General features: G+C 70.5%; 23 protein-coding genes. 8 read left to right on the forward strand and 15 right to left on the reverse strand.

What is annotated here, in order from left to right:
- Positions 1–24: 24 nt before the first annotated feature.
- Positions 25–771: an SDR family NAD(P)-dependent oxidoreductase gene (locus ACZ7OI_RS30610; RefSeq protein ID WP_470267581.1), complete on the reverse strand. Its 747-nt coding sequence runs from the start codon at positions 769–771 to the stop codon at positions 25–27.
- Between the two features lie 87 nt (positions 772–858).
- Between ACZ7OI_RS30610 and ACZ7OI_RS30615 the strand changes: the two genes are divergently transcribed.
- Complete coding sequence (locus ACZ7OI_RS30615) at positions 859–1,623, forward strand: IclR family transcriptional regulator (protein WP_470267582.1); 765 nt, start codon at positions 859–861, stop codon at positions 1,621–1,623.
- A 245-nt stretch (positions 1,624–1,868) separates the two neighbouring features.
- Here the strand turns inward: ACZ7OI_RS30615 and ACZ7OI_RS30620 are convergent, their stop codons facing one another.
- From ACZ7OI_RS30620 to ACZ7OI_RS30630, 3 genes are all read right to left on the reverse strand, one after another.
- Positions 1,869–3,143 (reverse strand): HRDC domain-containing protein, encoded by a 1,275-nt coding sequence (locus ACZ7OI_RS30620; RefSeq protein ID WP_470267583.1) that lies wholly within the window; start codon positions 3,141–3,143, stop codon positions 1,869–1,871.
- Positions 3,144–3,214: 71 nt separating this feature from the next.
- Complete coding sequence (locus ACZ7OI_RS30625) at positions 3,215–3,931, reverse strand: response regulator transcription factor (protein WP_033291604.1); 717 nt, start codon at positions 3,929–3,931, stop codon at positions 3,215–3,217.
- A gap of 672 nt (positions 3,932–4,603) precedes the next feature.
- On the reverse strand, positions 4,604–5,167 hold the full coding sequence (locus tag ACZ7OI_RS30630) for a DUF3000 domain-containing protein (RefSeq protein WP_470267584.1): 564 nt from the start codon (positions 5,165–5,167) through the stop codon (positions 4,604–4,606).
- Between the two features lie 481 nt (positions 5,168–5,648).
- Between ACZ7OI_RS30630 and hemE the strand changes: the two genes are divergently transcribed.
- Genes hemE through ACZ7OI_RS30650 form a run of 4 tightly spaced genes read left to right on the forward strand, consistent with a single transcriptional unit; the run spans position 5,649 to position 10,250 of the window.
- Complete coding sequence (gene hemE, locus ACZ7OI_RS30635; protein WP_470267585.1) at positions 5,649–6,731, forward strand: uroporphyrinogen decarboxylase; 1,083 nt, start codon at positions 5,649–5,651, stop codon at positions 6,729–6,731.
- Positions 6,728–8,137 carry a protoporphyrinogen oxidase gene (gene hemG / locus ACZ7OI_RS30640; RefSeq protein WP_470267586.1) on the forward strand — a complete coding sequence of 470 codons (1,410 nt, stop codon included), beginning with the start codon at positions 6,728–6,730 and terminating at the stop codon, positions 8,135–8,137. The genes hemE and hemG overlap by 4 nt, the downstream gene beginning before the upstream one ends.
- A gap of 46 nt (positions 8,138–8,183) precedes the next feature.
- Positions 8,184–8,876 carry a hydrogen peroxide-dependent heme synthase gene (gene hemQ, locus ACZ7OI_RS30645; protein ID WP_101434650.1) on the forward strand — a complete coding sequence of 231 codons (693 nt, stop codon included), beginning with the start codon at positions 8,184–8,186 and terminating at the stop codon, positions 8,874–8,876.
- A gap of 6 nt (positions 8,877–8,882) precedes the next feature.
- Positions 8,883–10,250, forward strand: a complete 1,368-nt coding sequence (locus ACZ7OI_RS30650) for a CoA transferase (RefSeq protein ID WP_470267587.1) — start codon at positions 8,883–8,885, stop codon at positions 10,248–10,250.
- Positions 10,251–10,671: 421 nt separating this feature from the next.
- Here ACZ7OI_RS30650 and ACZ7OI_RS30655 read toward each other — a convergent pair whose 3' ends face one another.
- The 10 genes from ACZ7OI_RS30655 to ACZ7OI_RS30700 form a co-directional block, all read right to left on the reverse strand.
- Positions 10,672–11,451: a TIGR04222 domain-containing membrane protein gene (locus tag ACZ7OI_RS30655; RefSeq protein ID WP_470267588.1), complete on the reverse strand. Its 780-nt coding sequence runs from the start codon at positions 11,449–11,451 to the stop codon at positions 10,672–10,674.
- A 101-nt stretch (positions 11,452–11,552) separates the two neighbouring features.
- On the reverse strand, positions 11,553–11,879 hold the full coding sequence (locus ACZ7OI_RS30660; protein WP_470267589.1) for an SCO6045 C-terminal-like domain-containing protein: 327 nt from the start codon (positions 11,877–11,879) through the stop codon (positions 11,553–11,555).
- A complete protein-coding gene (locus ACZ7OI_RS30665; RefSeq protein WP_470267590.1) occupies positions 11,876–12,679 on the reverse strand; it encodes an MbnB/TglH/ChrH family RiPP precursor modification enzyme in 804 nt (267 codons plus the stop codon). The genes ACZ7OI_RS30660 and ACZ7OI_RS30665 overlap by 4 nt, the downstream gene beginning before the upstream one ends.
- Entirely contained in the window at positions 12,672–13,502 is an 831-nt protein-coding gene (locus ACZ7OI_RS30670; protein WP_470267591.1) for a TIGR04222 domain-containing membrane protein, read from the reverse strand. Before ACZ7OI_RS30670 ends, ACZ7OI_RS30665 begins: the two co-directional genes overlap by 8 nt.
- 60 nt (positions 13,503–13,562) lie before the next feature.
- A complete protein-coding gene (locus ACZ7OI_RS30675; protein WP_470267592.1) occupies positions 13,563–14,516 on the reverse strand; it encodes a TIGR04222 domain-containing membrane protein in 954 nt (317 codons plus the stop codon).
- Positions 14,517–14,614: 98 nt separating this feature from the next.
- Complete coding sequence (locus ACZ7OI_RS30680) at positions 14,615–15,538, reverse strand: TIGR04222 domain-containing membrane protein (protein ID WP_470267593.1); 924 nt, start codon at positions 15,536–15,538, stop codon at positions 14,615–14,617.
- A gap of 112 nt (positions 15,539–15,650) precedes the next feature.
- Positions 15,651–16,079, reverse strand: a complete 429-nt coding sequence (gene msrB, locus ACZ7OI_RS30685) for a peptide-methionine (R)-S-oxide reductase MsrB (RefSeq protein WP_344267467.1) — start codon at positions 16,077–16,079, stop codon at positions 15,651–15,653.
- A 19-nt stretch (positions 16,080–16,098) separates the two neighbouring features.
- On the reverse strand, positions 16,099–16,404 hold the full coding sequence (locus tag ACZ7OI_RS30690) for a hypothetical protein (RefSeq protein WP_470235536.1): 306 nt from the start codon (positions 16,402–16,404) through the stop codon (positions 16,099–16,101).
- 50 nt (positions 16,405–16,454) lie between these two features.
- Entirely contained in the window at positions 16,455–18,095 is a 1,641-nt protein-coding gene (locus tag ACZ7OI_RS30695; protein ID WP_470267639.1) for a serine/threonine-protein kinase, read from the reverse strand.
- A gap of 117 nt (positions 18,096–18,212) precedes the next feature.
- On the reverse strand, positions 18,213–18,887 hold the full coding sequence (locus ACZ7OI_RS30700) for a TVP38/TMEM64 family protein (protein ID WP_470267594.1): 675 nt from the start codon (positions 18,885–18,887) through the stop codon (positions 18,213–18,215).
- 37 nt (positions 18,888–18,924) lie between these two features.
- On the opposite strand from ACZ7OI_RS30700, the gene ACZ7OI_RS30705 reads away from it, so the two are divergent.
- The 3 genes from ACZ7OI_RS30705 to ACZ7OI_RS30715 all read left to right on the forward strand — a co-directional run bounded on the left by ACZ7OI_RS30705 (position 18,925) and on the right by ACZ7OI_RS30715 (position 22,012).
- Positions 18,925–19,947 carry a DNA polymerase domain-containing protein gene (locus ACZ7OI_RS30705; RefSeq protein WP_470267595.1) on the forward strand — a complete coding sequence of 341 codons (1,023 nt, stop codon included), beginning with the start codon at positions 18,925–18,927 and terminating at the stop codon, positions 19,945–19,947.
- Between the two features lie 194 nt (positions 19,948–20,141).
- Positions 20,142–20,534, forward strand: a complete 393-nt coding sequence (locus ACZ7OI_RS30710; RefSeq protein WP_116206681.1) for a DUF6221 family protein — start codon at positions 20,142–20,144, stop codon at positions 20,532–20,534.
- 473 nt (positions 20,535–21,007) lie between these two features.
- Entirely contained in the window at positions 21,008–22,012 is a 1,005-nt protein-coding gene (locus ACZ7OI_RS30715) for an MsnO8 family LLM class oxidoreductase (protein ID WP_470267640.1), read from the forward strand.
- On the opposite strand, the gene ACZ7OI_RS30720 is transcribed toward ACZ7OI_RS30715, so the two are convergent.
- Positions 22,009–22,665, reverse strand: a complete 657-nt coding sequence (locus tag ACZ7OI_RS30720; protein ID WP_470267596.1) for a maleylpyruvate isomerase N-terminal domain-containing protein — start codon at positions 22,663–22,665, stop codon at positions 22,009–22,011. The genes ACZ7OI_RS30715 and ACZ7OI_RS30720 overlap by 4 nt on opposite strands.
- Between the last annotated feature and the right edge of the window lie 30 nt (positions 22,666–22,695).

Below are 22,695 nucleotides of genomic sequence, written 5' to 3' on the forward strand. Positions count from 1 at the left end.
GTGCTGGTGTGCTGTCGCACTTTCTCACGGGCCGACCAGGTCGGTCTGCTCCCAAAGCCGATCTTGCTGCTCGCGCACGATCCCGCCGAACTCGCCCGGCACGATCGTCCGGTACGGCCCGGATTCGACCGCGACCCGGGCGATCGTCTCGATCGCCGCCGCCGGATCGCGCTGCATGGCGAGGAAATCCGAAAAGTCGTGCTCCGAGGCCGGCGCGTTCTCCACGAGTTTCTCGTTGAATCCAGTGGAAAACGGCCCGGGCTCGACGACCCGCACTTCGATTCCGTGCGGCCGCAGCTCCTGACGGACCGCCTGTGCCATGGCTTCGAGGGCGAACTTGCTGGCCCCGTACGCACCCGCGCCGGGAGCGACGAACAGCCCCGCCACCGACGTGACGAACACGATCCGCCCGCCCCGCCCGGCCGCGACGAGCCGGTCGGAGACCAGTCGCGTCAGCTCGAGCGTGCCGAAGACGTTGACCTCGAACGTTTTCCGCACCATCGCGGAATCCGTGCGCAGGAGTGGCCCTTCGGCCCCGAATCCGGCGTTGTTGAGCAGAACCGACGCGTCGAGCGCCGCAGCCGCTTCACGATCGGCCGGGTCGAGCAGATCAAGCCGGGAGACCTCCGCGACGAGCCCGCGCTCGGCGAACGCCGCCCGTGCCGGCTCGACCTGATCGTCCCGTTCGACCGTGGCGAAGACCCGGTGCCCGCGCGCCGCGAGCGTCAATCCCGCTCCCAGCCCGAGACCCGAACCCGCGCCCGTGATCAAAACCGACTCGCTGTGTTTCTCGCTTGGCCGACCCACGCCCGCAGTGTCGCTTGCGTCGCGGCCCCGCCTCAATCAGACTTCCGCCACATGGAAGCCAGACCCACCGCGGCGGCCCGGCTGCTGTCGGTGCTGGACTGCTTCAGCGCGCAGACGCCGGTGCTCTCCCTGACCGAGATCGCCCAGGCCGCGGGCCTGCCTTTGAGCACCGCGCACCGCTTGGTCGGCGAGTTGGCCGAATGGGGAGCGCTAGCGCGCGACGACCACGGCGGCTACCACCTCGGCCTGAAGCTGTGGGAACTCGGCTCGCTCTCGCTGGCCAGGGCCTCCATCCGCGAAATCGCCCTGCCGTATCTGGGCGATCTCTTCGACGCGACCGGCGAAAACGTGCACCTCTCGGTCCTGGACGGAACTGACGTCGTGTTCCTCGCCCGGCTGGCCGGGCACCGCTCGGTCGGCATCCTCACCACGACCGGCAGCCGCCTGCCCGCGACCACCACCGCGACCGGCCGGGTGCTGCTCGCGCACGCCGCCGCCGACACCCGCGAATCCGCGCTGACCAGCCCGATCGCGGCGGAAACCCCGCACACCACGACCGACCCGGAAACGCTGCGCGCCGAACTCGCCGACATCGCCCGCACCGGCTACTGCGTCGCCGACCGCCAGCTGGCGGACGACGCGGTCGCCGTCGCCGCCCCGATCCGCGACGCTTCGGCCCGGGTCACCGCGGCGGTCGCGGTCGTGGGCCGCCGGGAGACGACCTCGGTGGCACACTTGGTCCCCGCCGTGGTCACGACGGCTACCGGGGTGGCACGGTCGCTCGGTTATCGCCGCCCGGCTCGTCGTCGGGGTTGATTTGGCAGGTCAGCTGTGTTTTTGGCGTCGGCTTCGCCGCCGCGGGCGGGATCGCTTTTAAGCCGGCGTTTGGGGGCTGCCCGGCGTGAGGGGCCTTCGGCCTGTCACGCCGGGCAGCCCCCAAACGCGGGCGCGATCCCGCGTTGTGGTCGGGTTTAGGTGAGTGCCGTCTTGGTCAAGAGGGCACCTCGCGGCTTGCGTCCGAAGGTCTAAATCTCACCTTGAGGTCTAAACCACCCGGCTCGTCATTCGGAAGCCGTGCTGTGCAACGCCTTGCTCAAGGCTGCCACCGTCAGCTCCACCTGCCACGGCCGCGCCCCGCCTGCCCGCAGCGTGTCCGCCACCGAATCCTCCGAGAGGTCGGCGGGCGGTCGCCAGCAGGTGCGCCGGACGAGATCCGGCAGCAGCAGGTTCTCCACCGGAAGCTTGCGGTCCTCCGCGATCGCGGCCAGCGCGGCCCGCGCGGCGGCGAGCCGGGCGGCGGCGTCGGGGTCCTTGTCGGCCCAGCGGTTCACCGGCGGCGGACCGTCGTTGGGCTGGCTCGGGCTCGGCAGTTCGCTCGCCGGCAGCGCTTTCGCCGCCTGCAGGTGCCGCAGCCAGCTGGCCGTGTACTTGCGCTGCACGCGTCCGCTGAACACCGGCAGCGCCTGCAGTTCCTCGACCGTCTTCGGGTCCGAGGTCACCGCGTTGACGATCGCGCTGTCGGGCAGGATCCGGCTCGGCGCGCGGTCGCGTTTGCGGGCCAGTTCGTCGCGGGCCTGCCACATTTCCCGCACCGCGGCGAGGCCGCGCGGGCTGCGGATCTTGTGCACGCCGGACGTCCGGCGCCACGGTTCGGCGCGCGGCGCGGGCGGGGGAGCGGTGCGGACAGCCTCGAACTCCTGCTGCGCCCACTCCAGCTTGCCCTGCGCCGCCAGCTCGGTCTCGAGTTTCGCGCGCAGTTCGTTGAGCAGTTCGACGTCGAGGGCCGCGTAGTTGAGCCAGTCGATCGGCAACGGACGCTTCGACCAGTCCGCGGCGCTGTGCCCCTTTTCGAGCGTGTACCCGAGCAGCAGCTCCACGAGCGTGCCCAGCGCGACGCGTTCGTACCCGGCCAGCCGTCCGGCCAGTTCGGTGTCGAACAGCGACAGCGGACGCAGGTCCAGCTCCGCCAGGCACGGCAGGTCCTGGGACGCGGCGTGCAGCACCCATTCGGTGTCGTTGAGGACGTCCCGCAGCGGGGCGAGGTCGTCGGCGAGCGCGATCGGGTCGATCAGCACCGTGCCGGAGCCTTCGCGGCGCAGCTGGACGAGATAGGCCTTGGGCCAGTACCGGTAGCCCGACGCCCGTTCGGTGTCGACAGCGACGGCGCCCGTGCCCGCGGCGAGCCGCGCGCACGCTTCGGCGAGCGCAGCGGGATCGGTCACCACCGGTGGGGTGCCTTCCGCCGGTTCGCGGAGCAGCACCGGCGTTTCGGAGGCACCGGGGTTCTCGGTGGTCTCGTCTCCGGTCCGGGCTCCGTCCGCCTGTGCAGTTCCCATGTCCGACGACCCTACGGGACGAGCGGACCGCGCCTGGTCCGCCCGCCCCGCAGGGACGTGGTTCGTCGTCGTCAGCGGATCACGCCGGCTCGCATCGCCAGCGCGACCATCTGCGCCCGGTCGCCCGTGCCGAGCTTGCGCCCGATGCGGGACAGGTGGGACTTGACGGTGAGCGCGGAGAGGGAAAGCTCCTCCCCGATCTCCTTGTTCGACTGCCCGTCCGCGACGAGCTGGAGCACCTCCACCTCGCGAGCCGACAGCTCGCGCGGGGTGTTGTCGGTGCCCGCCACTCGCGTGCCGGTCGCCAGGACCGGGGCCACGCTCGGATCCGCGTAGACGCCGCCTTCGAGAACCCGGCGCACGCCGTCGGTGACTACCACCGGCGACGCCGACTTCAGCAGGTACGCCTGTGCTCCGGCCTGGAACGCGGAGCGCACCGCGTACGGGTCGTCGGAGGATGCCAGGACCACCACGCGCGGCCAGCCGTGGCTACGGAGTTCCGTAACCAGCTCGATACCGCTGCCGTCCGGCAGTCCGAGATCGAGGATCGCCAGATCGCACGGGCCGGTGGCCTGTGCTCGCGCCCTCGCCTCGGCCACCGTGGCGGCCTCGTGGACAGTGCCCGCACCCATCTGTGCGAGTCGTGCTGCGATTGCCTCCCTCAACAGCGGGTGGTCATCGACCACCAACACGGAAAAAAGCTCTTCCCGCGGGTGCGGAACCATGCTCGCCGGCAAAGCACCGGCTGGCGTGGATCGGACGGCCTGAGATAAGCCGACGGTAGCCACGTCACTACCTCCCTGGAGTCGGTCGTGCCCCCCGACCGGCACCGGGACCTTCGGCCGTTCAGCCGCGCCAGCTTTAGACCGAAAGTGGTGTCGTCCCAGGCACTGTAGCCGTCCGGACGCCGTTGCGGGGGGATCGAATGGGTATCTATCCGAAACAGTTCGTCACTCAGCGAGGTCGCTGTAACACGATCGGACTAACGATCGGAGTCTTGTTAACGACTGGCGACCCGGCCGCGATGCACCTGAGTTACCGGCATTGAAACGGGCGTGCAGATGGCCCGTGCACCTGCGGGTGCTGGCGGAGCGGGGCCGCCGCCCCGGCGGCCCGGATCCGGAAATGCGCCTCGGCCGGGGCAAGATCATTTTCTTTCACGTTTCGCCGCGCGCTCGGCCCGGCCGTCGGCGTCCTGGCGAAAGCGCCGGAAAGGGCTCCGGAACCGCGTCGAAGCTGGTTACCGGGGGTTCACTGCCTGTGATCACGCCCGGCCACGAACGTGCGGCATCCGGAGCAGCGGCCTCCGCGGTCCACGATGGACGGTCGGCGGCGGACGCCCGGAAGCCCCGCCCAAGATCTCGGCGGAGGGCCGGGAGGGCGCGAATCCGCCCGGGAAGGCGCGTTCGTGCGCGTGCAAGCGCGAAGAAGAGGCTGCCCGACCGGGTGAACTTGGGAAATCAGGAGCTCTGGCGCTGCTCGAACAGCGTGACGCCGACCGGCGGCAGCCCCACGACGCTCGCCATCACCTGGCAGAACGCGAGCCCGTGCGGGCCGAGCGCGGCGTCGGTCGGGGTCCAGGAGGCCCGCAGTTCGAGGTCGTCGGTGCGGGCCGGGCCGGAGATGTCGCCGAACCGGGCCGAGGACGTCTCCGTGACCGTCCCGCCGAGCGCCTTCCACGAAGCGCCGGAGGCCTCCAGCGCGTCGGTGAGCCACGACCAGCCGACCGCGGGCAGGAACGGGTCCGTGGCGAGTTCGCGGTCGAGTTCGGCGCGCACGTACATGACCAGGCGCATCACGCCGTCCCAGCCTTCTTGGCCGTCCGGGTCGTGCAGCAGAACCAGCCTGCCGGACGCCTCGACGTCGGCGGGTCCGGAGACCTCGCAGCTCAACGCGTACGACCACGGCGCGAGCCGTTGCGGCGCGCGCATCGTCTCCAGGCGGATCTCCGGGCGCGGCCGGACGGCTTGCAGCGCCGCGACGGCTTCGCGGAAGAGATCGGGCACTGGCGTCATCGCGGTCACGCACCGACTGTAGGGCGGCGACGCCCAGTTGCGGACGCAGGCGCGCCGAGCGAGACCCAGCCGCGACCCGGGGAACGGCTCCGGCTGCCCTTTCGCCTCTCCTGCCGTGCCCGCTCCCGCCGCGGTGCCGACGAGGTCCCGCGCGGCGCGTGCGCCTGGGTGCGCGAGGCGGCGGCAGGGCTGGTCGTGGGTGTGTCGGTGTGGAGGACGTCCTTGATGCCGTATTGGTTGCGTCGCGCGCACCGATACTCCACGTCGGGTGTGCCAGACGCAGCCGACGCCGCAACGGTGCGCTGGACACCTGCACTGATTGCTGCGTCCGGTTGCTCAATGCGCAACGAATACGGCATTGGCACCGGCAGGCGGATGCGGATCCGAGTGTCGGGGCGCGTGGGATCCCTGAGCAAGCGCGGCCACCGGCTGCGGCGTCGGCGGACGTTGAGCACGGGGCGGCCCAGGACTGTCGGACCCGCGTGGGACCATGGGGGTCGTGCCTCAGGTTTCGTCCGCGCCCGTCGGCGCTCCGTCCGTTTCGCCCCGTCGCGCCTTGCCCGGCTCGGCTTTCCTCGCCGCCGCGCGCGGGGAGCGGCCCGCGCACGTTCCGGTGTGGTTCATGCGCCAGGCCGGTCGCTCGCTGCCGGAGTACCGCGCGCTGCGCGAGGGCGTCCCGATGCTCGACGCGTGCTTCGACCCGGAGATGCTCGCCGAGATCACGATGCAGCCGGTCCGCAGGCTCGGCGTCGATGCGGCGATCCTGTTCAGCGACATCGTGGTCCCGCTCAAGGCGGCCGGCGTCGACATCGACATCGTGCCCGGCACCGGCCCGGTCGTGGCCTCGCCGATCCGCGATGCGGAAGCGGTGCGCGCGCTGCCGAAGCTCGAACCGGAGCAGGTCGCGAAGGTCGCCGAGGGTGTCCGGCTGCTGGTGGACCGGCTCGGCGAGACGCCGCTGATCGGGTTCGCCGGAGCGCCGTTCACGCTGGCCAGCTACCTGATCGAGGGCGGTCCGAGCCGCAACCACGAGCACACCAAGGCCCTGATGCACTCGCAGCCCGAGGTCTGGCACGACCTCGCCGCGCGCCTGGCCGACATCGCCGCCACGTTCCTGCGCGCCCAGCTCGACGCGGGCGTTGACGCGGTGCAGCTGTTCGACTCGTGGGCCGGCGCGCTGTCCGAGCGCGACTACCGCGAGTTCGTGCTGCCGCATTCGGCCCGGGTGCTGGCGGTGGCCGGCGAGTACGAGGTGCCGCGGATCCACTTCGGCGTCGGGACCGGCGAGCTGCTCGGCGCGATGCGCGAGGCGGGCGCGGATGTCGTCGGCGTCGACTGGCGGATTCCGCTCGACGTCGCGGTCCACCGGCTCGGCGGCAAGGTGTCGGTGCAGGGCAACCTCGACCCGGCGCTGCTGTACGCGTCGTGGCCGGTACTGGAGGCCGAGGTGCGCCGGATCGTCGAGGAGGGCCGTGCCGCTCGCGGGCACGTGTTCAACCTCGGCCACGGCGTCCTGCCGGGGGTGGACCCGGAGGTGCTGAAGCGCGTCGTCGACCTGGTGCACTCGCTGTGAAACACGTCGCGGTCGTCGGCGGCGGGATCTCCGGGCTGGCCGCGGCGTACCGGTTGCGCCGGCTTCTCGGCGACCGGGTGACGATCACCGTTTTCGAGAGCACGGCCGCGATCGGCGGGAAGCTGCGCACGGCGGAGGTCGGCGGAGTCAGCTACGACGTCGGCGCCGAAGCATTCCTCGCCCGGCGGCCCGAAATGGTTTCGCTGGTCGAGGAGGTCGGTCTCGCCGATCGCCTGGTGCATCCGACGAAGGCGCGCGCCAAAATCCACGCGGGCGGTTCCGTGCAGAGCCTGCCGCCCGGCACCGTGATGGGAGTTCCGGCGTCTGCGGATTCCGTCGCGGGCGTGCTGTCCGACGACGGGCTGCGTGCGGTCGAGAAGGAGCATTCGCTCGGCCCGGTCGAGCTGGGCGACGGCGACGTGCCGCTCGGCCCGCTGCTGCGCGCGCGGTTCGGGGACGAGCTGGTGGACCGGCTGGTCGACCCGCTGCTGGGCGGCGTGTACGCGGGCGGGGCCGATGGTCTGGGCCTCCGCGCGACGATGCCCGGCTTGGCCGATGCGATCGAGGGCGGCGCGGGTTCGCTGACCGAGGCCGCTTCCTCGCTGATGCCGAAAACGCCAGGCACCGCACCGGTTTTCGGCAGTCTCACCGGTGGCTTGCGGGGATTGCTCGACCGGCTGCTGGACCTGTCCGGGGCTGAACTGCGCACTTCATCGACGATCCGCGCCCTGACGCGGACTCCGTCCGGATGGCGTCTGGAATTCGGCGCTGCCGCCCCGGCGCACGCGCCCGCCGACAGCCCAGTCGACGCGGACGCGGTACTCCTGGCGGTGCCCGCCCCGGCCGCGCGGAAGCTGCTCGACGGCGTGGTCCCGGCGGCTTCGACGGCGTTCGGCGAGGTCGAACTGGCGTCGATGGCGGTCGTCGCGTTCGCGTTCCCGCCGGGCACTGAGCTGCCTGATGCGTCCGGAATCCTCATCGGCGCGGGGGAGCGGGATGCGGAAGGCGTGCCGTACGCGTCTAAGGCGTTCACGTTCTCGTCGAACAAGTGGGCTCACTTCGGCGGCCCCGGCCCGGTGCTGGTGCGCGGTTCGGTCGGCCGGTTCGGCGAACCTGGCGCGTTGAACGGAGACGACGATTCGCTGGTCGCCGCGGTCCGCGCGGACCTGGCCCGGCTCGCCGGCGTCACCGCGACGCCGATCGACACCTTGGTGACGCGCTGGGGCGGCGGCCTCCCGCAATACGGCACCGGGCACCTGGAGCGGGTGACGCGGATCGAGACGGCAGTGGCGGAGGTCCCGGGCCTGGCCGTGGCGGGCGCCACGCTGCACGGTGTCGGGCTGCCAGCCTGCGTGGCCACGGCCGATGCCGCCGCCCGGCGGATCGCGGAGCAGCTCTTCGTGTGACGGAGCCCCATGGCGATCGCCGCGCGAGGAGTGCCAGGATGGAGTCATGGCGCGGCTGAATTACAACGAACTCAACGACACGATCCGCTACACCACGTGGTCGGTCTTCCGGATCGAACCGGGGAAGTTGGGGGAGGACCGCGGCGCCGCGGGCCGTGAGACGGCCGAGTACCTCGACGGGCTCGAGGCCAAGGGCGTCGTCGTCCGGGGCGTGTACGACGTGTCCGGCCTCCGTGCCGACGCGGACTACATGATCTGGTGGCACGCCGAGGAGATCGAGCAGGTCCAGGCCGCCTACACCGGGTTCCGGCGCACGCCGCTGGGCCGCGCGTCGACGCCGGTCTGGAGCCAGACCGCGCTGCACCGGCCGGCCGAGTTCAACAAGAGCCACGTGCCCGCGTTCCTGGCCGGGGAAGAGGCGCGCAAGTACATCTGCGTGTACCCGTTCGTCCGGTCCTACGACTGGTACCTGCTGCCCGACGAGGAACGCCGCAAGATGCTGGCCGACCACGGCAAGGAGGCGCGGGACTACCCGGACGTGCGCGCCAACACCGTCGCGTCGTTCGCGCTCGGCGACTACGAGTGGATCCTCGCCTTCGAGGCCGACGAACTGCACCGGATCGTCGACCTGATGCGCCACCTGCGCAACACCGAGGCCCGTCGCCACGTGCGCGTCGAGATCCCGTTCTACACCGGCACGAAGGTGCCGCCCGCCGAACTCGTCGCGGCTCTGCCGTAACCGCCGGTGCAGGACGTACTAGCCGGGGCCTGGCAGTCGCTCGCCGGGGAACCGCTGCCCGCCGTGTCCTTGACCGGCGACGAATCCGTGCTGCCCGGGCATTTCCGGGTCCCCGCCATGGCGACCGCCAGCATCGCCGCGGCCACGCTGTCCGCCGGTGAACTGCTGCGCCTGCGCGGCATCGACCCCGGCACGGTGTCGGTCGACACCCGGCATGCCGCCGCCGCGTTCCGCAGCGAGCAACTGCTGCGCATCGACGGCGAGCCCGCGCCGAGCCCGTGGGGCCGCATCGCGGGCGACTACCGCGCCGCTGACGGCTGGATCAAGCTGCACTGCAACACTTCACGGCACGAAGCGGCGGTCTGCTGGGCGCTCGGCGTCCCGGCGACTCGCGAAGCGGTGACCAAGACCGTGGCCGCGAAATCCGTGGCAGAGGTCGAATCCGCCGTGGTGACCGCAGGCGGCGCGGCGGCGTTGATGCGCTCGCGCGAGGACTGGCTGGCGCATCCGCAAGGCCAGGCAGTCGCGGAACTGCCGCTGGTCGAACTGGACCGGATCGGCGACGCGCCGAAGCGCACGCTGTTCGATTCGGACCGCCCGATGGGCGGCGTCCGCGTGCTGGAGCTGACCCACGTGCTCGCCGGCCCCGTCGCAGGCCGCGTGCTGGCCGCGCACGGCGCGAACGTGCTGCACGTCGGCGCCGCGCACCTGCCGCGGATCCCCATGCTGACCATGGACACCGGCCAGGGCAAACGCTCCGCCTTCGTCGCGCTCGACACCGAGGGCGGCCGCGCGAAGCTGAAGAAGCTCATCGCCCGCGCGGACGTCCTGGTCCAGTCGTTCCGCCCCGGCGCACTCGCCCGGATCGGCTTCGGCCCGGAGCAACTCGCCGAATTGCGACCCGGCCTCGTGGTGGCGGACATCTCGGCCTACGGCTGGACCGGCCCGTGGGCCCGCCGCCGCGGCTTCGACAGCCTCGTGCAGATGTCGTCCGGCATCGCCGAGGAGTACGCCAGTGACGCTCCCGCTCCGCTGCCCGCGCAGGCTTTGGACCACGCCACCGGCTGGCTGACCGCCGCCGCGATCATGACGGCCATCCGCCGCACCGTCACCGACGGCGGCAGCTGGCAAGCCCGCCTGTCCCTCGCCGGCACCGGACGGTGGCTGGATTCCTTGGGCCGCAAGGACCCGGAACCGTCCGAAGTGGACTACGCGGACGTACTCGAGACGGTCGACAGCGACTTCGGCCAGATGACCCGGGTGCGGATGGCCGGAGAACTGCCGGGTGCGCAGCCGCATTGGGACCACCCGTCGCACAAGCCTGGCGCGGACACCGCGGTGTGGGCTCCTGTTGTGCCGCATCCGGTCTCGTGAGCGCTGTTGGTTCCGCGAGCGCAGCCGTTTCGTGAGTGCCATGCCGGTTCTGTGAGCGCGACTGGTTCCGCGAGCCCCACCGAATGGTGAGTCTCGTGTGAACCGTCGGTGTGGTGAGCACAGGCAGGTTCACGGTGCCCTGGCCTGCGAGCGCCCCGCCGGTCAATGAGCGCGCCCAGTTCTGTGAGCGTCGCCGGATGGCGAATGCGCGCGGGTCTAGCGAGCTCCGCAAGTCTCGTGAGCGCAGGCAGGCCCACAGGCACCCCGGCCGATGAGCGTCGTGCTGGTCTGCGCGCACCCAGTCCCGTGAGCGCCACCGGACCGCGAGCGCCACGCCAGTCCCATCGGGACCACGCCTGCCCCGTGAGCGCCAAGCAACCTCGCGAAACCGTCCACCCCAACGCCGCTCCCGTCGCACCGGCTAAATCGGCATAAGCCCTCCCGCGACCCGCTTGTCCGGATAAGCCGCCAGCCCGCCCACCGCGACGAGTTCCGCCGGTCCGCAGCCACGACCCCCAGCACCCTGCTGTTCGGCCTGCGCGAGCACAGTCGCCCCAGCAGTCGTCGGCGGCAGCGAATTGACCTTCCGCTCGCCGAACATCTTCGTGATCCGCTGACTGCCGACGAGACAGAGCCAGAGCGTCAGTCCGATCTCGATGAAAACCAGCAGCACCATGACGTTCAGGTGAGACCGGCCGACGTCGTAGACCAGACGCGCCACGCCGATCGCCAGCACGACCACGGCGATCGCGGTCAGCGTGTACCCGAGGGGCGTCAACGGCCGGCGCCGGCTGACCAGCCGCCGCTGGACCAGATCGGTTTCGAGCGTCCGTATCGCAGGCTTGACCGCCGAGGACCGCGCGATCCACGACGCCAGGAGACCTCGACCGGCCGCCTGGTGCACGGCTTGTTCGAGCGGCGGCGACGCCGGTGGCGGACCGGCGGAGACGACCTCGCCCCGTGGTCCGACCTGCAATTGGCCGCGCGCGAGCAGCGCCGCGATCGCGGTCTCGACCACCCGAGGCCGCCCGCCGGCCAAGTACGCGACGTCGTAGGCATCTCGCGACACGGCGGCCGACTCCGGCGCGGACGCCTGCGTGGCCAGCTTGTCCTTGCCAGTGGCCAGAATGCTCACCATGCCCACGGCGGTGGCCGCATAGACCAGGTAGATCGGGCTCAAGGCAGCCCAGAATCCGTTCACGACAGGTTCCCTCCCTCCCGGTCCGGCAGAGATCGGGTAACACCGCCGTAACCAGACATGTCGCCAGCGTAACCAGCACCACCGACAAAACCGGAACGGGTTCAGCGGCGAAACCATCTCCACCGGGGTTTGGGCAGGTCACCGCGGGCGACGAGCCACTCGGCGAACGCGTCGGCATACTCGCGAGCCCGGATTGAAGTCGTCTTCGGACGCTCCGCCGCGTAGGTGTCGAACAACGGCCGATACCGCGAGCCGAGCGCCTCAGGCAGGTCCGGCCGCAGGTACGCCACTAGCCGCCGCCGCTTGGCGAGCAACACGTCGGCCTCGATGCGCAACCGCGAGGCATCGAACCCGGACGGCGCCTCCGACCCGGTCAACAGGCTGTCCAGCAATGCAGCCTGCCGGGCAGCCAACTCTTCCCGGCTCACTGCGTCACCGCGCTCCGCAACGCGACCAGTTCGGCAGCGAGTTCGGAATCAGTCGGGTAGTCGTCGTCGCGCTCCAGAAGAACCCCCGGCGGGTCCGTGCGCCGACGCAGTTCGGAGAGTAGATCCAGCACCTCCGGAAGCACTGGATGCGCATGCGTGTCGTGATAAACCCCGTCGCGCTCCACGCCGCCCGCCATATGCACGTACGCCAGCCGCTCCCACGGAATCCCGTCCAGGAACGCCACCGGGTCGGTGCCCACGTTGCGCGCGTTCGCGTACAGATTCGCGACGTCGATGATCAGCAGACAGCCGGTCCGTTCGGTCAGTTCGGTGAGGAATTGTTCCTCGGTCAGCTCGCTTTCCGGCCATTCCAGCAGCGCGGCGATGTTCTCCAGCGCCAACGGCACGTCCACAATGGACTGAGCGAGCCGGACGTTGTCCACCAGCACGTCCAGCGCCTCGCGGGTGCGCGGCAGCGGCATGAGATGCCCGGAGTCGAGCCCGCCCGCGCGGACGAAGCACACGTGGTCGCTGGCCAACGGCGCGTCGAGGACCCTGGCCAGTTCGGCCAGATGCTCCACCCGCGCGGTGTCCAGCGGCTCGGCCCCGCCCAGCGACAGCGACACCGCGTGCGGAAGCACCGGCATCCCGCGATCCTTCAGCGCCAGCAGGCTTTCCGGCAGGTGCGGGGCGTGCAGGTTCTCCGCGACCACCTCGACCCAGTCGACGCCCGGCAGCCGCGCGATCGACAGGTCCAGTTCCGGCCGCCAGCCGATGCCGATCCCCAGCCGGTCAGCCACCGCACCCACCTCCGCCTCCGCATCCGCCGCCACCGCCGCAGGACGATCCGCCGCCGGACGAGCTTCCCGCGCCGCTTTTCAGCGCCAAGCTTGTCGCATGGTCCGGATACAGCGCGAACCCGCCCAGCGCGACCAGCGAGGCGGCACCGCCGATCAGCGCGCCGGACTGCGCCCGCTGGGCCGCCGGATCAGTCCGCACCGCGGCGACCATCGCTCGCCCGGCCTTGGTCAGCTGGACCTTCGGCCGCTTGCGGCTGGTCACCGCCAAGACCAGGAGAATCGCCGTGACCGCCAGCAGCACCGTCAGCCCGCCTGTCGGCCGGTGCAGTGCAGAGCCGTTGGCCCAGCGCGCCAGACCGACCAGGAGCAGAGCGACGTAGACGAGAACCACTCCCGTCGCGAACCGGGCGGAAGCGACCGCGACCAGACCGCGCTGGCGGAGGCCGTTCCCGATGCTCCGGACCGGCGCGGAAACCGCTTCCGCTCTACGCAGCGTCGCGGTCGTCTGAGGCCGATTCCGCACTGTCTCGTAGACCGCCTGCTCAACCGGCCCCGTCGGCGCTCCGGAGACAGCGGTGAGCTGACCCCTGGTGTCGACCCGCAGCAACCCGCGCTCCAGCAGCGCCGCGATCGCTGTGTCGACCGTGCGATCGTGCCCGCCGGCGAGGTAGGCGAGCTGATAGACGTCGAGCCGCCAGTGCAGGTCCGCAGGCGCTCTCGGCCCGACGCGCGGCCAGGCCAGTTGCACCGCCAGCGTCAAGGCCAGCGCCGCTCCGTAGATCGCCAGGAACTGCGGGCCGGAGATCCCCCACGGTTCGTGCACGGCGTCTCCCTCCTCGGTCCGGATGTCCTGCTGACGCCCGGACCGCGCGGTTCGTTGCGTCTATCCGCCGCAGCCGCCCCCGCCGCCGCAACTGCTGCCTCCGCCGCACGAAGACCCGCTGCTGCAGGAGGAACCACTGCTGCACGACGATCCGCCGCTCGATCCGCCGCCCCCGGCCCAGGTGGTCCCGCCGCCGCTGAGCAGCGCCGTGCTCATCTCGTCGTCCGGATACAGCGCGATCCCGCCGAGCGCGACCACGCCCGCAGCCCCGGCGAACAACAACATTCCGCCGCCGTTCCTGCTCGTCTCGGCAAACTCCTCAGGCCGTTCCTGGGCGGCTTTCGCGTCTTCGCGAGCCCGCACCACGACGGCGTGGCCCGCGTCGGTCGCCTGGGACGTTTTCTTGCCCTTTCGGGACGTGAACGCGATCAACGTGAGGATCCCGGCCACGACCAGCAGCCCGACCAACCCGCCGATCGGCCGGTCCAGCTGCGCTCCGTTGACCGCGCGGACGATGCCGATCAGCAACAGCGCCGCGTACGCCGCCAAAATGCCGCCGCGGAAGCCGTCCAGCCCGTCGCCGACGACGGTCACCAGCCCGCGCCGCTCGAGGTCCTCGCGGATCTTCTCCACTTCCGCCCGGACCGCCGGCAACCTGCGCACCATGGCGACGGTCGCCGTGCCGCTCTGCGCGGCGTCGTGCACCGCTCGTTCCAGCCTCTTGCGAGCCGGTCGCTTGCCGATCGCGCTCAGCTTGCCCTTGCTGCTCACCCGCAGCAGTTCTTGCTCCAGCAGCGTCGCGATCGCGGTGTCGACCGTGCGGTCCGAGCCGCCGGCCAGGTAGGCGAGCTGGTAGACGTCCGGGCGCAGCGGGGCCTCGACGGCAGCGGGCGCGTTCCGCTGCCGGGACCGCGCGATCGACGGCCAGCTCAGCTGCACCAGCAGCACGACGGCCAGCGCCAGGCCGAAGATCAGCAGGAATTGCGGGCCGGAAATGCCCCACGGTTCGTCCACGGTTACCCCCTCTTTTCCGCTTTGCCGGAACCCTAACCGGACCGTCTCCGGAGGCTGACGGCAGAACTGACGCAGCCGGTGTCCGATTCGTTCCCGGCTCAGCTGTTCCCGCCGCCGCAGCCCCCGCCGCACCCGGATCCGCACCCGTTGCCACACCCCGAACCGCCACAGCCGGATCCGCAGCCCGCTCCGCCGCCACAGCCCGAACCGCAGCCCGCTCCCGCGGCCCAGTACCCCACTCCTCCGGCGAACCCGCCCGCGACGCCCGTACCCGCGATGGCAGCCCGTGCTTGCCGGGTCGCCGGGAGGCCTCGGAGCAGCGCGACCCGCAGCTCGCGATCCGGATGGTTCGAAAGCCCGCCGACCGCGACGTTCCCGGTCAAGCCGCTGATCAGGCTCTGGTCCGGCCACGCTGCTTCGGCGGCCGCACGCCCGGCCTCGGTCGGCCGGATCCGCCGGGCGGCCCGGCGACGGGACAGCGCGGAGAACGCGAACCACCCCGGCAGCAGAAGCGAAATCAGCACAAAGCCGTTCAGTCCGCCGACGAACGCCGCTACCCCGGCCGCCGTCAGCACAGCTTCTCCGACCGCGGTCCACTTCCACACCCGTTGCAGCGCCTGACCGTCGACGAGCAGACCTCGTTTGGTCAGGTCCTCGACCAGCTCGCGGACCGCGTCGCCCCAGACGAGGCCGCGCAGCACGGTCGCGATCCCGACCCCCGTGCCGGTCAGCTCGGCGGCTTCGCGGCTCAGATCGTCGGACGGTTCGGTCGGCGTGCGATACAGCCGCCCCACGGAATCCGCCCGCAGCTGCTCCCGCTCGAGCATCGAGGCGACTGTCGTTTCGGCGACGCGGATCGGGCCGTTGGTCAGCAACGCGACCTGCGCCGCGGACGTCAGCCGGGTTTCGGGATGCCTGCCGCGGCGCAACCGGGCGGCGGTCCGCAGCCCGAGCCACCAGCAGACCAGCGCCAGCACCAGGACCAGCGCGGCCGGCATCGCGCGTTCGATCGTCCACTCCATCACGGACCCCCTCCGGATGAACAATCCACGCTACCTGCCCGGCCCGGGTTGCCGCCGGACGAAAAACCGCCCTCCCCGGGAACGGGAAGGGCGGCCTTGGGGGACCCGGGCGTCAGTCGCCGGATTCCTCGACGAGCTTCAGGGAAATCGAGTTGATGCAGTAGCGCTGGTCCGTGGGGGTGGCGTAGCCCTCGCCCTCGAACACGTGCCCGAGGTGGCTGTGGCACGAAGCGCACAGCACCTCGATGCGCCGCATGCCCATGGTGCGGTCCTCGCGCAGCAGCACCGCGTCGGAGTCCGCCGGGTCGTAGAACGACGGCCAGCCGCAGTGGCTTTCGAACTTCGTGTCGCTGCGGAACAGCTCCGCGCCGCAAGCCCGGCACTCGTACACGCCGGTGGTCTTGGTGTCGGTGTACTCGCCGGTGAACGGCCGTTCGGTGCCGGCTTGCCGGAGCACCGCGTACTCCTCCGGGCCCAGCTGCTCCCGCCATTCCTGGTCGGACTTCACCACGCGGGGAGTGGTGCCGACGACGGGTTTCATACCTTTCACCCTTCCCACGTTACCTGGAGAGAAAAGCGACCGTGTGCAGCGCGATGTCCCAGGCGGTGACCAGCAGCCCGAGCACGATCAGCACCACGACCAGTGCGGACACCCAGTAGCGGAGCCCGCCGGTGCGACTGCTGGAGTCGGCGAAGTCGGCGACCTGGTCCAGGCACGCCTCGACGGTGAAAGTCGGCCCGGTGCGCTCCATCCGGTCGAGATGAGCGGCGAACGCACGGGCCTCCGGGTCGTACGGATCCAGCCCGACCAGATCCTCGTGGAACCGAGGATTCCAGCCCGGCGGCAGAGCTCCGTTCTCGGCCATGCCTCAAAGGTAGGCCATTCGTCCCGCCGGACCCACCTCTGCGGCGAGTGTCACTGCGCGGGCGCGCCGTTTCCGATGCGCGGGTCACTGTTGATCATCAGCGTGCCGTCTGGCCCGGCAATGACCTGCACGACCTTCTGCATCGACGAGCCGTCCCGCATCGTGAGGGTGATCTGTACGTCGGCAGAACCGTCAGGATTGTTCTGGCGCTTGTAAACGTTCGCACCCCGATAGGACGTCGGCTTGTTTTGGTCCCAGTACGAGGCGAACGCAGTCTGATCGCCGAAGACCGCCTGCGCCGACGGGGTCAGCACCGCCCATGCGGTGGGCGACCCGGCGTCCTTGTAGAAGTTGACGGCCAACAGGCCCGCAGGTCCCCACTCGACGTTGCCGCTGGACTTTACCGGCGGCGCAGAGGAACTCGGCGTGCTCGACGGAGACGCCGGAGCGGACGAGCTCGACGCCGGAGGCTGCGCGTTGTTCGACGAAGCCCCGCCCTTGTCCCGGCTGCTGCTCAACACCAGGAACACCACCAACGCCACCACGACAACCGCCGCGACCCCGCCGGCGAGGAACGCCATCTTCTTCTTCCGAGCCGCCGCAGGCGAAACCCGCTCTCCGGTCCCGGAGCCGGAGTAGTTCGGTGCAGCAGCAGTCGGCGTCGGCCGCACCGCGGGCTGCGGACGCGGCGGAGTGTTCGGCGGAGGAGCCGGACGCGAAGGCGCGTTCATCGGCATGAACGCCGCAGTAGGAGTCCGCGGCGGGTTCGACGGAGCCTTCGGCGCGGCCGCCGCCGCAGCCGGAGCAGCCTCACGGGCCCACGGCGGCCGGGACCCGTTGCTCCCCGGGCCGCGATTCTCCGACAGCAACTGCTGCGGCGCAGCCGGTTCCCCGGTCGCCAGCGAAGCAAGCCGCTCTCGCGCCTCGGCCATGCTCGGCCGCTCGGAAGCCTCGCTGCGCAGCAGGCTCATCAGCAACGCGGTGGCCGGACCGGCCTGCGTCGGCGGGTTGACCTGGCCGTTCGCCGCCGCGTACAGGAGCGCGAGCTGGTTCGTGGTGTTGCCGTACGGCGTCTGTCCCTCGATCGCCTGGTACAGCGTCGCTCCGAGAGCGAAGACGTCCGAGCTGGGAACCGGGTCGGCACCGCGGGCCAGTTCGGGCGCGAGGTACGCGGGAGTGCCGCCGATGAGGCCGGTCTGGGTGAGCGTCATGTCGCCGGCCGCGCGGGAGATGCCGAAGTCGGTGATCTTCGCGGTGCCGGTTTCGTCGATCAGGATGTTGCCGGGCTTGACGTCCCGGTGCACGATCCCGGCGCGGTGCGCGGCCACGAGCGCCGCGGCGACCTGCTCGCCGATCCGTGCGACCTGGCCGACCGGCAGCGTGCCCTGTTCGGACAGCACCGCGGACAGGCTCGGGCCGTTGAGGTACTCCATCACCAGGCACGGGTCGCCGCCGTGCTCGGCGACGTCGAACACGACGATCGCGTTGGGGTGCTGGAAGCGGGCGGCGTTCTTCGCCTCGCGCATGGCGCGCTGGCGCATGTTGTCGCGTTCGGCCTCGGAGACGCCCGGCTGCGGCAGGATCTGCTTGATCGCCACGGACCGCTCCAGGCGCACGTCGACGGCACGCCACACCACGCCCATGGCACCGCTACCAATGTGCTCGACAAGGCGGTAGTGCCCCGCGATCAGCTGCCCGGTGTCGATGACGCCCGCTCCTGACGAAAGTCCCGTGATCGTGTTCGTGCGCAGCACGGATGCCCCTCGCGCACCCGGACGAGTGTAGCGGTCGGAAGTACCTGCCCGCCGTCAGCCAGCCGGTGCCGACGGCACGGGAGCCTCCGGCTCGGCGGCTGGGACGCGCTTCCGCAGCACTCGCACCAATCCTGCCGCGCCGAGCACCGCGAAGACCGCGTAGCAGGCCAGCAAAGCGGGCGGCGTGTCGCCGGTCAGCGCGTCCGCGAAAACGACCACCGCGACGGTTCCGGGGACGCTCCCGAGCGCCGTTCCGGCAAGGTACGGAACGAGTTTCACGGACGAAACGCCGCACAGGTAGTTCATCGCCGAAAACGGGACGACCGGGATCAACCGCAGCGATGTGATGGCGAGCACGCCGCCGTCGGACAGCCGGTCGTTGACGGCTCGGACCGGCGCGCGGTGCAGATGGCGCAGGATCAGATCCCGGCCGAGCAGCCGCGCCAGCCCGTACGCCAGTGCGGCGGCGATAGTGGTGGCCGCCAAGGCGATCAGCACTCCCGCGACGCTGCCGACGAGCAATCCGGCGGCCAGATTGAACACGGTGCGCGGGATCGGCGCGACGGTGAGCAACGAGTAAGCCACGAGGAGTACCAGCGGAGTCATCGATCCGGTCGCGGCCGCCCAGGCGCGCAGCTGCGCCGGTCCCGGGATCGGCAGCCACAGCGCGGCGGCGCCGAGAAGAGCTAACACGACCAGGGCGACGATCAGTTTGGTTCTCCCGGACACCCCGCCACGGTACGGCACTCGCGGCTACGGTGGCCGCATGCCCAAAAACGGCGATCCGGTCGAATACCAGGTGGGGGAGCGCACCGTCCGGGTGTCGAGCCCGGACAAGGTCTACTTCCCCGAACGCGGCATCACGAAGCGGCAAGTCGTCGAGTACTACCTCGCCGTGGCCGACCCGTTGCTGCGGGCGATCGGGGAGCGGCCGACCACGCTGAAACGCTACGTCGACGGCGTCGCCGGCGAGTGGTTCTACGCCAAGCGCGTGCCCAAGGGCGCGCCGGACTGGCTCGAGACCGCGCGGATCACCTTCCCGTCCGGCCGCACCGCCGACGAGGTGTGCCCGACCGAACCCGCGGTGTTCGCCTGGGCGGCCAATCTCGGCACCTTCGACTTCCACCCGTGGCCGGTCCGCCGCCCTGACCTGGACCGTCCGGACGAACTGCGGATCGACGTCGACCCGCCGGAACGCGCCGGGTTCGCCGACGCGGTCGAGGTCGCCGGCATGGTCCGCGAGGTGCTCGCCGACGCCGGGCTCACCGGATACCCGAAGACCTCCGGCGGCCGCGGTGTGCACGTCCTCGTGCGCATCCGCCCGGATTGGGACTTCATCGCGGTGCGGCACGCGGTGATCGCGCTCGGCCGCGAGGTCGAACGGCGGCTCCCGGACAAGGCGACGGTGTCCTGGTGGAAGGAGGAGCGCGGCGGCCGCGTCTTCCTCGACTACAACCAGGCGGCTCGGGACCGGACGGTCGCGTCGTCCTGGTCGGTGCGCGGAACCCCGCGCGCGACCGTCTCGACGCCGTTGACCTGGGATTTGCTCGCCGACGTCGACCCGGACGACTTCGACGTGCTGACCGTCCCCGATTTCCTCGCCGAGCACGGCGACCTGCACGCGCCGATGGACGAGACGGCGTTCGGCCTGGAGGCGCTGCTGGAGTGGTACGAGCGCGACGACCGCGACCTCGGCGGCGCGGAGCTCCCGTACCCGCCGGACTATCCCAAGATGCCCGGCGAACCGAAGCGGGTGCAGCCGAGCAAGGCCCGATCCGACCAGGCGTGATCGTCCGATTGCCGGGCGTGATCACTCTGGGTGATCAACATCGCGGGGAATTTCTGTGATGTTTCCGCAGGTCGCACTGAGTTTTTCGAGGTCGATTACCATGGGGTGCGCTGCTGGCTGGTAACGCGCCGGGGTCGAGGTGCGACTATTGCCGGGGCCGGAGGGGGAGCCGGGACCCGGAGGAGGGAGACGTCGTGGACGACCTGATCGCGTTTCTCGCCGCGCGTGTCGGACAGCGGCAGGCGCTGATCATGCAGGCGGTGCAGAAGGGCAAGGCCGGAGAGCCGTTGAACCGCGGAGAGGCCAAGGTCGGGCTGGAGGAGCGGGTCCGTTCGCTCGGCGATCTCGAGCTCGACGTGGTCAATCAGATGATCAACGAGATCGAGGCCACCCGGCGGATCATGCTCGCGCATCGGACCACGGTGTCGGAGAAGGTGCCCGGGTTTCCGTTGTACGGCAGTGAGTATTGGTGCGAGACGTGCCATGTGCCCGCGGACGAGGCTGGGTCCAACTGGTGTTTGACGTTGCGGTTGCTGGCGTTGCCGTATGCGGAGCATCCGGATTACAGCGAGCGGTGGAGGCCGTGAGGTAGCTGCGGCTCGTCGCCTGGGGGCGACATTGCGCCTCGTTTCTTGGTTGGGCACCCCGAAGCTGATTGTGACGACGGCGCGGGGGGGGTTTTTGGGGGGGGGAAGAGGGCCTGAGAAAAAAACCCAGATCGGGGTGCTTGTCAAGGCGGGAAAGATGCCTTGACAAGCACCCCCGCGCCGCGTTTTGGCTTCGTATCGGGGTGCAGGGTGGGGGCTGGCTGCCTGGGTCAGTGGGGTGTGTCGGTGGCGGTTGTGGGGGTGGGCGCGGGGCTTGGGGGGGGTGCTGTGGGTTGGGTTCGCGGGTGTCTGTTGGGTGGCTGTGAAGGGCTCCTTGAGGGAATCTAAGTACGTGAAGGGGCCCCTCACGGCCTGGCGTTGGTCGTGAGGGGAACCCTGCGGGAATCAGGGGCCCTGAAGGTGGCCCTCACGGATGTCGGGGCGGGAATTCGGGCTGGGTGGACGGCGTTGGCCTGAGCGTGGACGTTCCGATTTCCGTGCTGGACCGCTCGCCTGTGCGGCGAGGGCGGGGGACCGCGCAGGCGATCCGGGACACGGTCGCGTTCGCACGCGACATCGAAGCGCTTGGCTACCATCGGTTTTGGGTTTCCGAGCATCACGGCGTGCCGGGGGTCGCGGGGTCCGCGCCCGCGGTGCTCGCATCGGCCGTCGCGTCGGCGACTTCGCGCATTCGGGTCGGGTCTGGCGGTGTGATGTTGCCCAATCATCGGCCGCTCGTGGTTGCTGAGCAGTTCGGGGTTTTGGAGTCCTTGTTCCCGGAGCGGATCGACCTCGGGATCGGGCGGTCGGTCGGGTTCATCGAGCCGGTACGCCGGGCGCTTGGGCAGGGCAAGGACGCGGCTGACGGCTTCGATGGCCAGGTTCGCGACCTTCTCGCGTTCTTCCGCGGTGAGCACGAGGGTGTGCACGCGATCCCTGCAGAGGGGCTGTCGGTGCCGGTGTTTCTGCTCGCGACTGGTGCGGGCGCGGATCTCGCTGCGGCGCTGGGGTTGCCGCTGGTGATCGCGCCGGCGCATGGTCAGCGTGCGATGGTGGAGGCGATTTCTCGGTACCGCGAAGCGTTCCGGTCCGATGTGGACGATCCTTATGTCGTCGTGTCGACAGCGGTCGCGGTGGCGGACACCGCAGCGGAAGCTCGGCGGCTGCTGGTGCCCGAGGCTTGGTCCACTGTGTACTCGCGCAGCCATGGCGTGTTCCCGCCGCTTTCGCCTGCGGACGAGATTCTGGCGCTGCCGATGACTGACCGGGAACGCCGACGTCTCGACGACACACTGGCCGGGCAGATCAGCGGCACTCCGGACGAGGTCGGCGCGCGTCTCCAGGACCTGGTCGCCTCGACTGGTGCGGACGAGTTGCTCATCAGCACCAGCACTTACGACCCGGTCGCGCGCGTCGAATCGTTCGCCGCGCTGGCTCGGCTTGCTGATTTGCCTGCGGCGGAACGGCTTTCGGTCTAGCCGAGGACGATCGGCAGCTTCTCCGCCAACGACCCGAGCGCCGCTTTTTCGTCGTCGGTTGCGGCTCGGCGGCCGGTTGCTACGAGGAGCGCGCTTCGGTCGTCCAGCGACGACGGCAGCGGCGAACCCAACGCGGCTTCCACCGTCCGGCGGGTCGCTGCCAAGCTGTCCGCGTCCGGACCGTCCACTCCGGACAGATGCATGACCAGGTCAAGGTGGTGCAACGTGGCTTCCACGACGTAGGTCTCGAAATAGTCCGCGACCGTCAGCACGTAGTCGCGGGTTTCGACCTTCGACGCCGGGTCCGCCAGTTTCGCGGCGCGTCCGGCTGCTTGGGCCAGGTCGTCGAAGTGGTGCGCCAGCCAGGCGGTGGTGCCGTAGCTGACCGCCGCGCGGCGAGTGAAGAGGGTTTCCGCATCCATGCCGGTCGGCAGGTCGGTGCCGATTTCCCAGTATTCGGCGGCGGTGTGCGTCGGCTCGGCTTCCGACGGGGTCGCGAGCGTGATCAGGATGTCCTGCGCGTCGATGACCAGGTGGAACACCAGATCCTGCACCAGCCAGCCGGTACAGCCCGACGGAGCGAGCCACTGCCCGCCTTCGAGCGATTTCACGGCATTCTGAAGTGCGTTCCAGGAGCGGAAGAAGAGGTCCACGACGGCACTTTAGCGATCGCGAACCCCCTC

Source organism: Amycolatopsis sp. NPDC114503, from assembly GCF_055633655.1.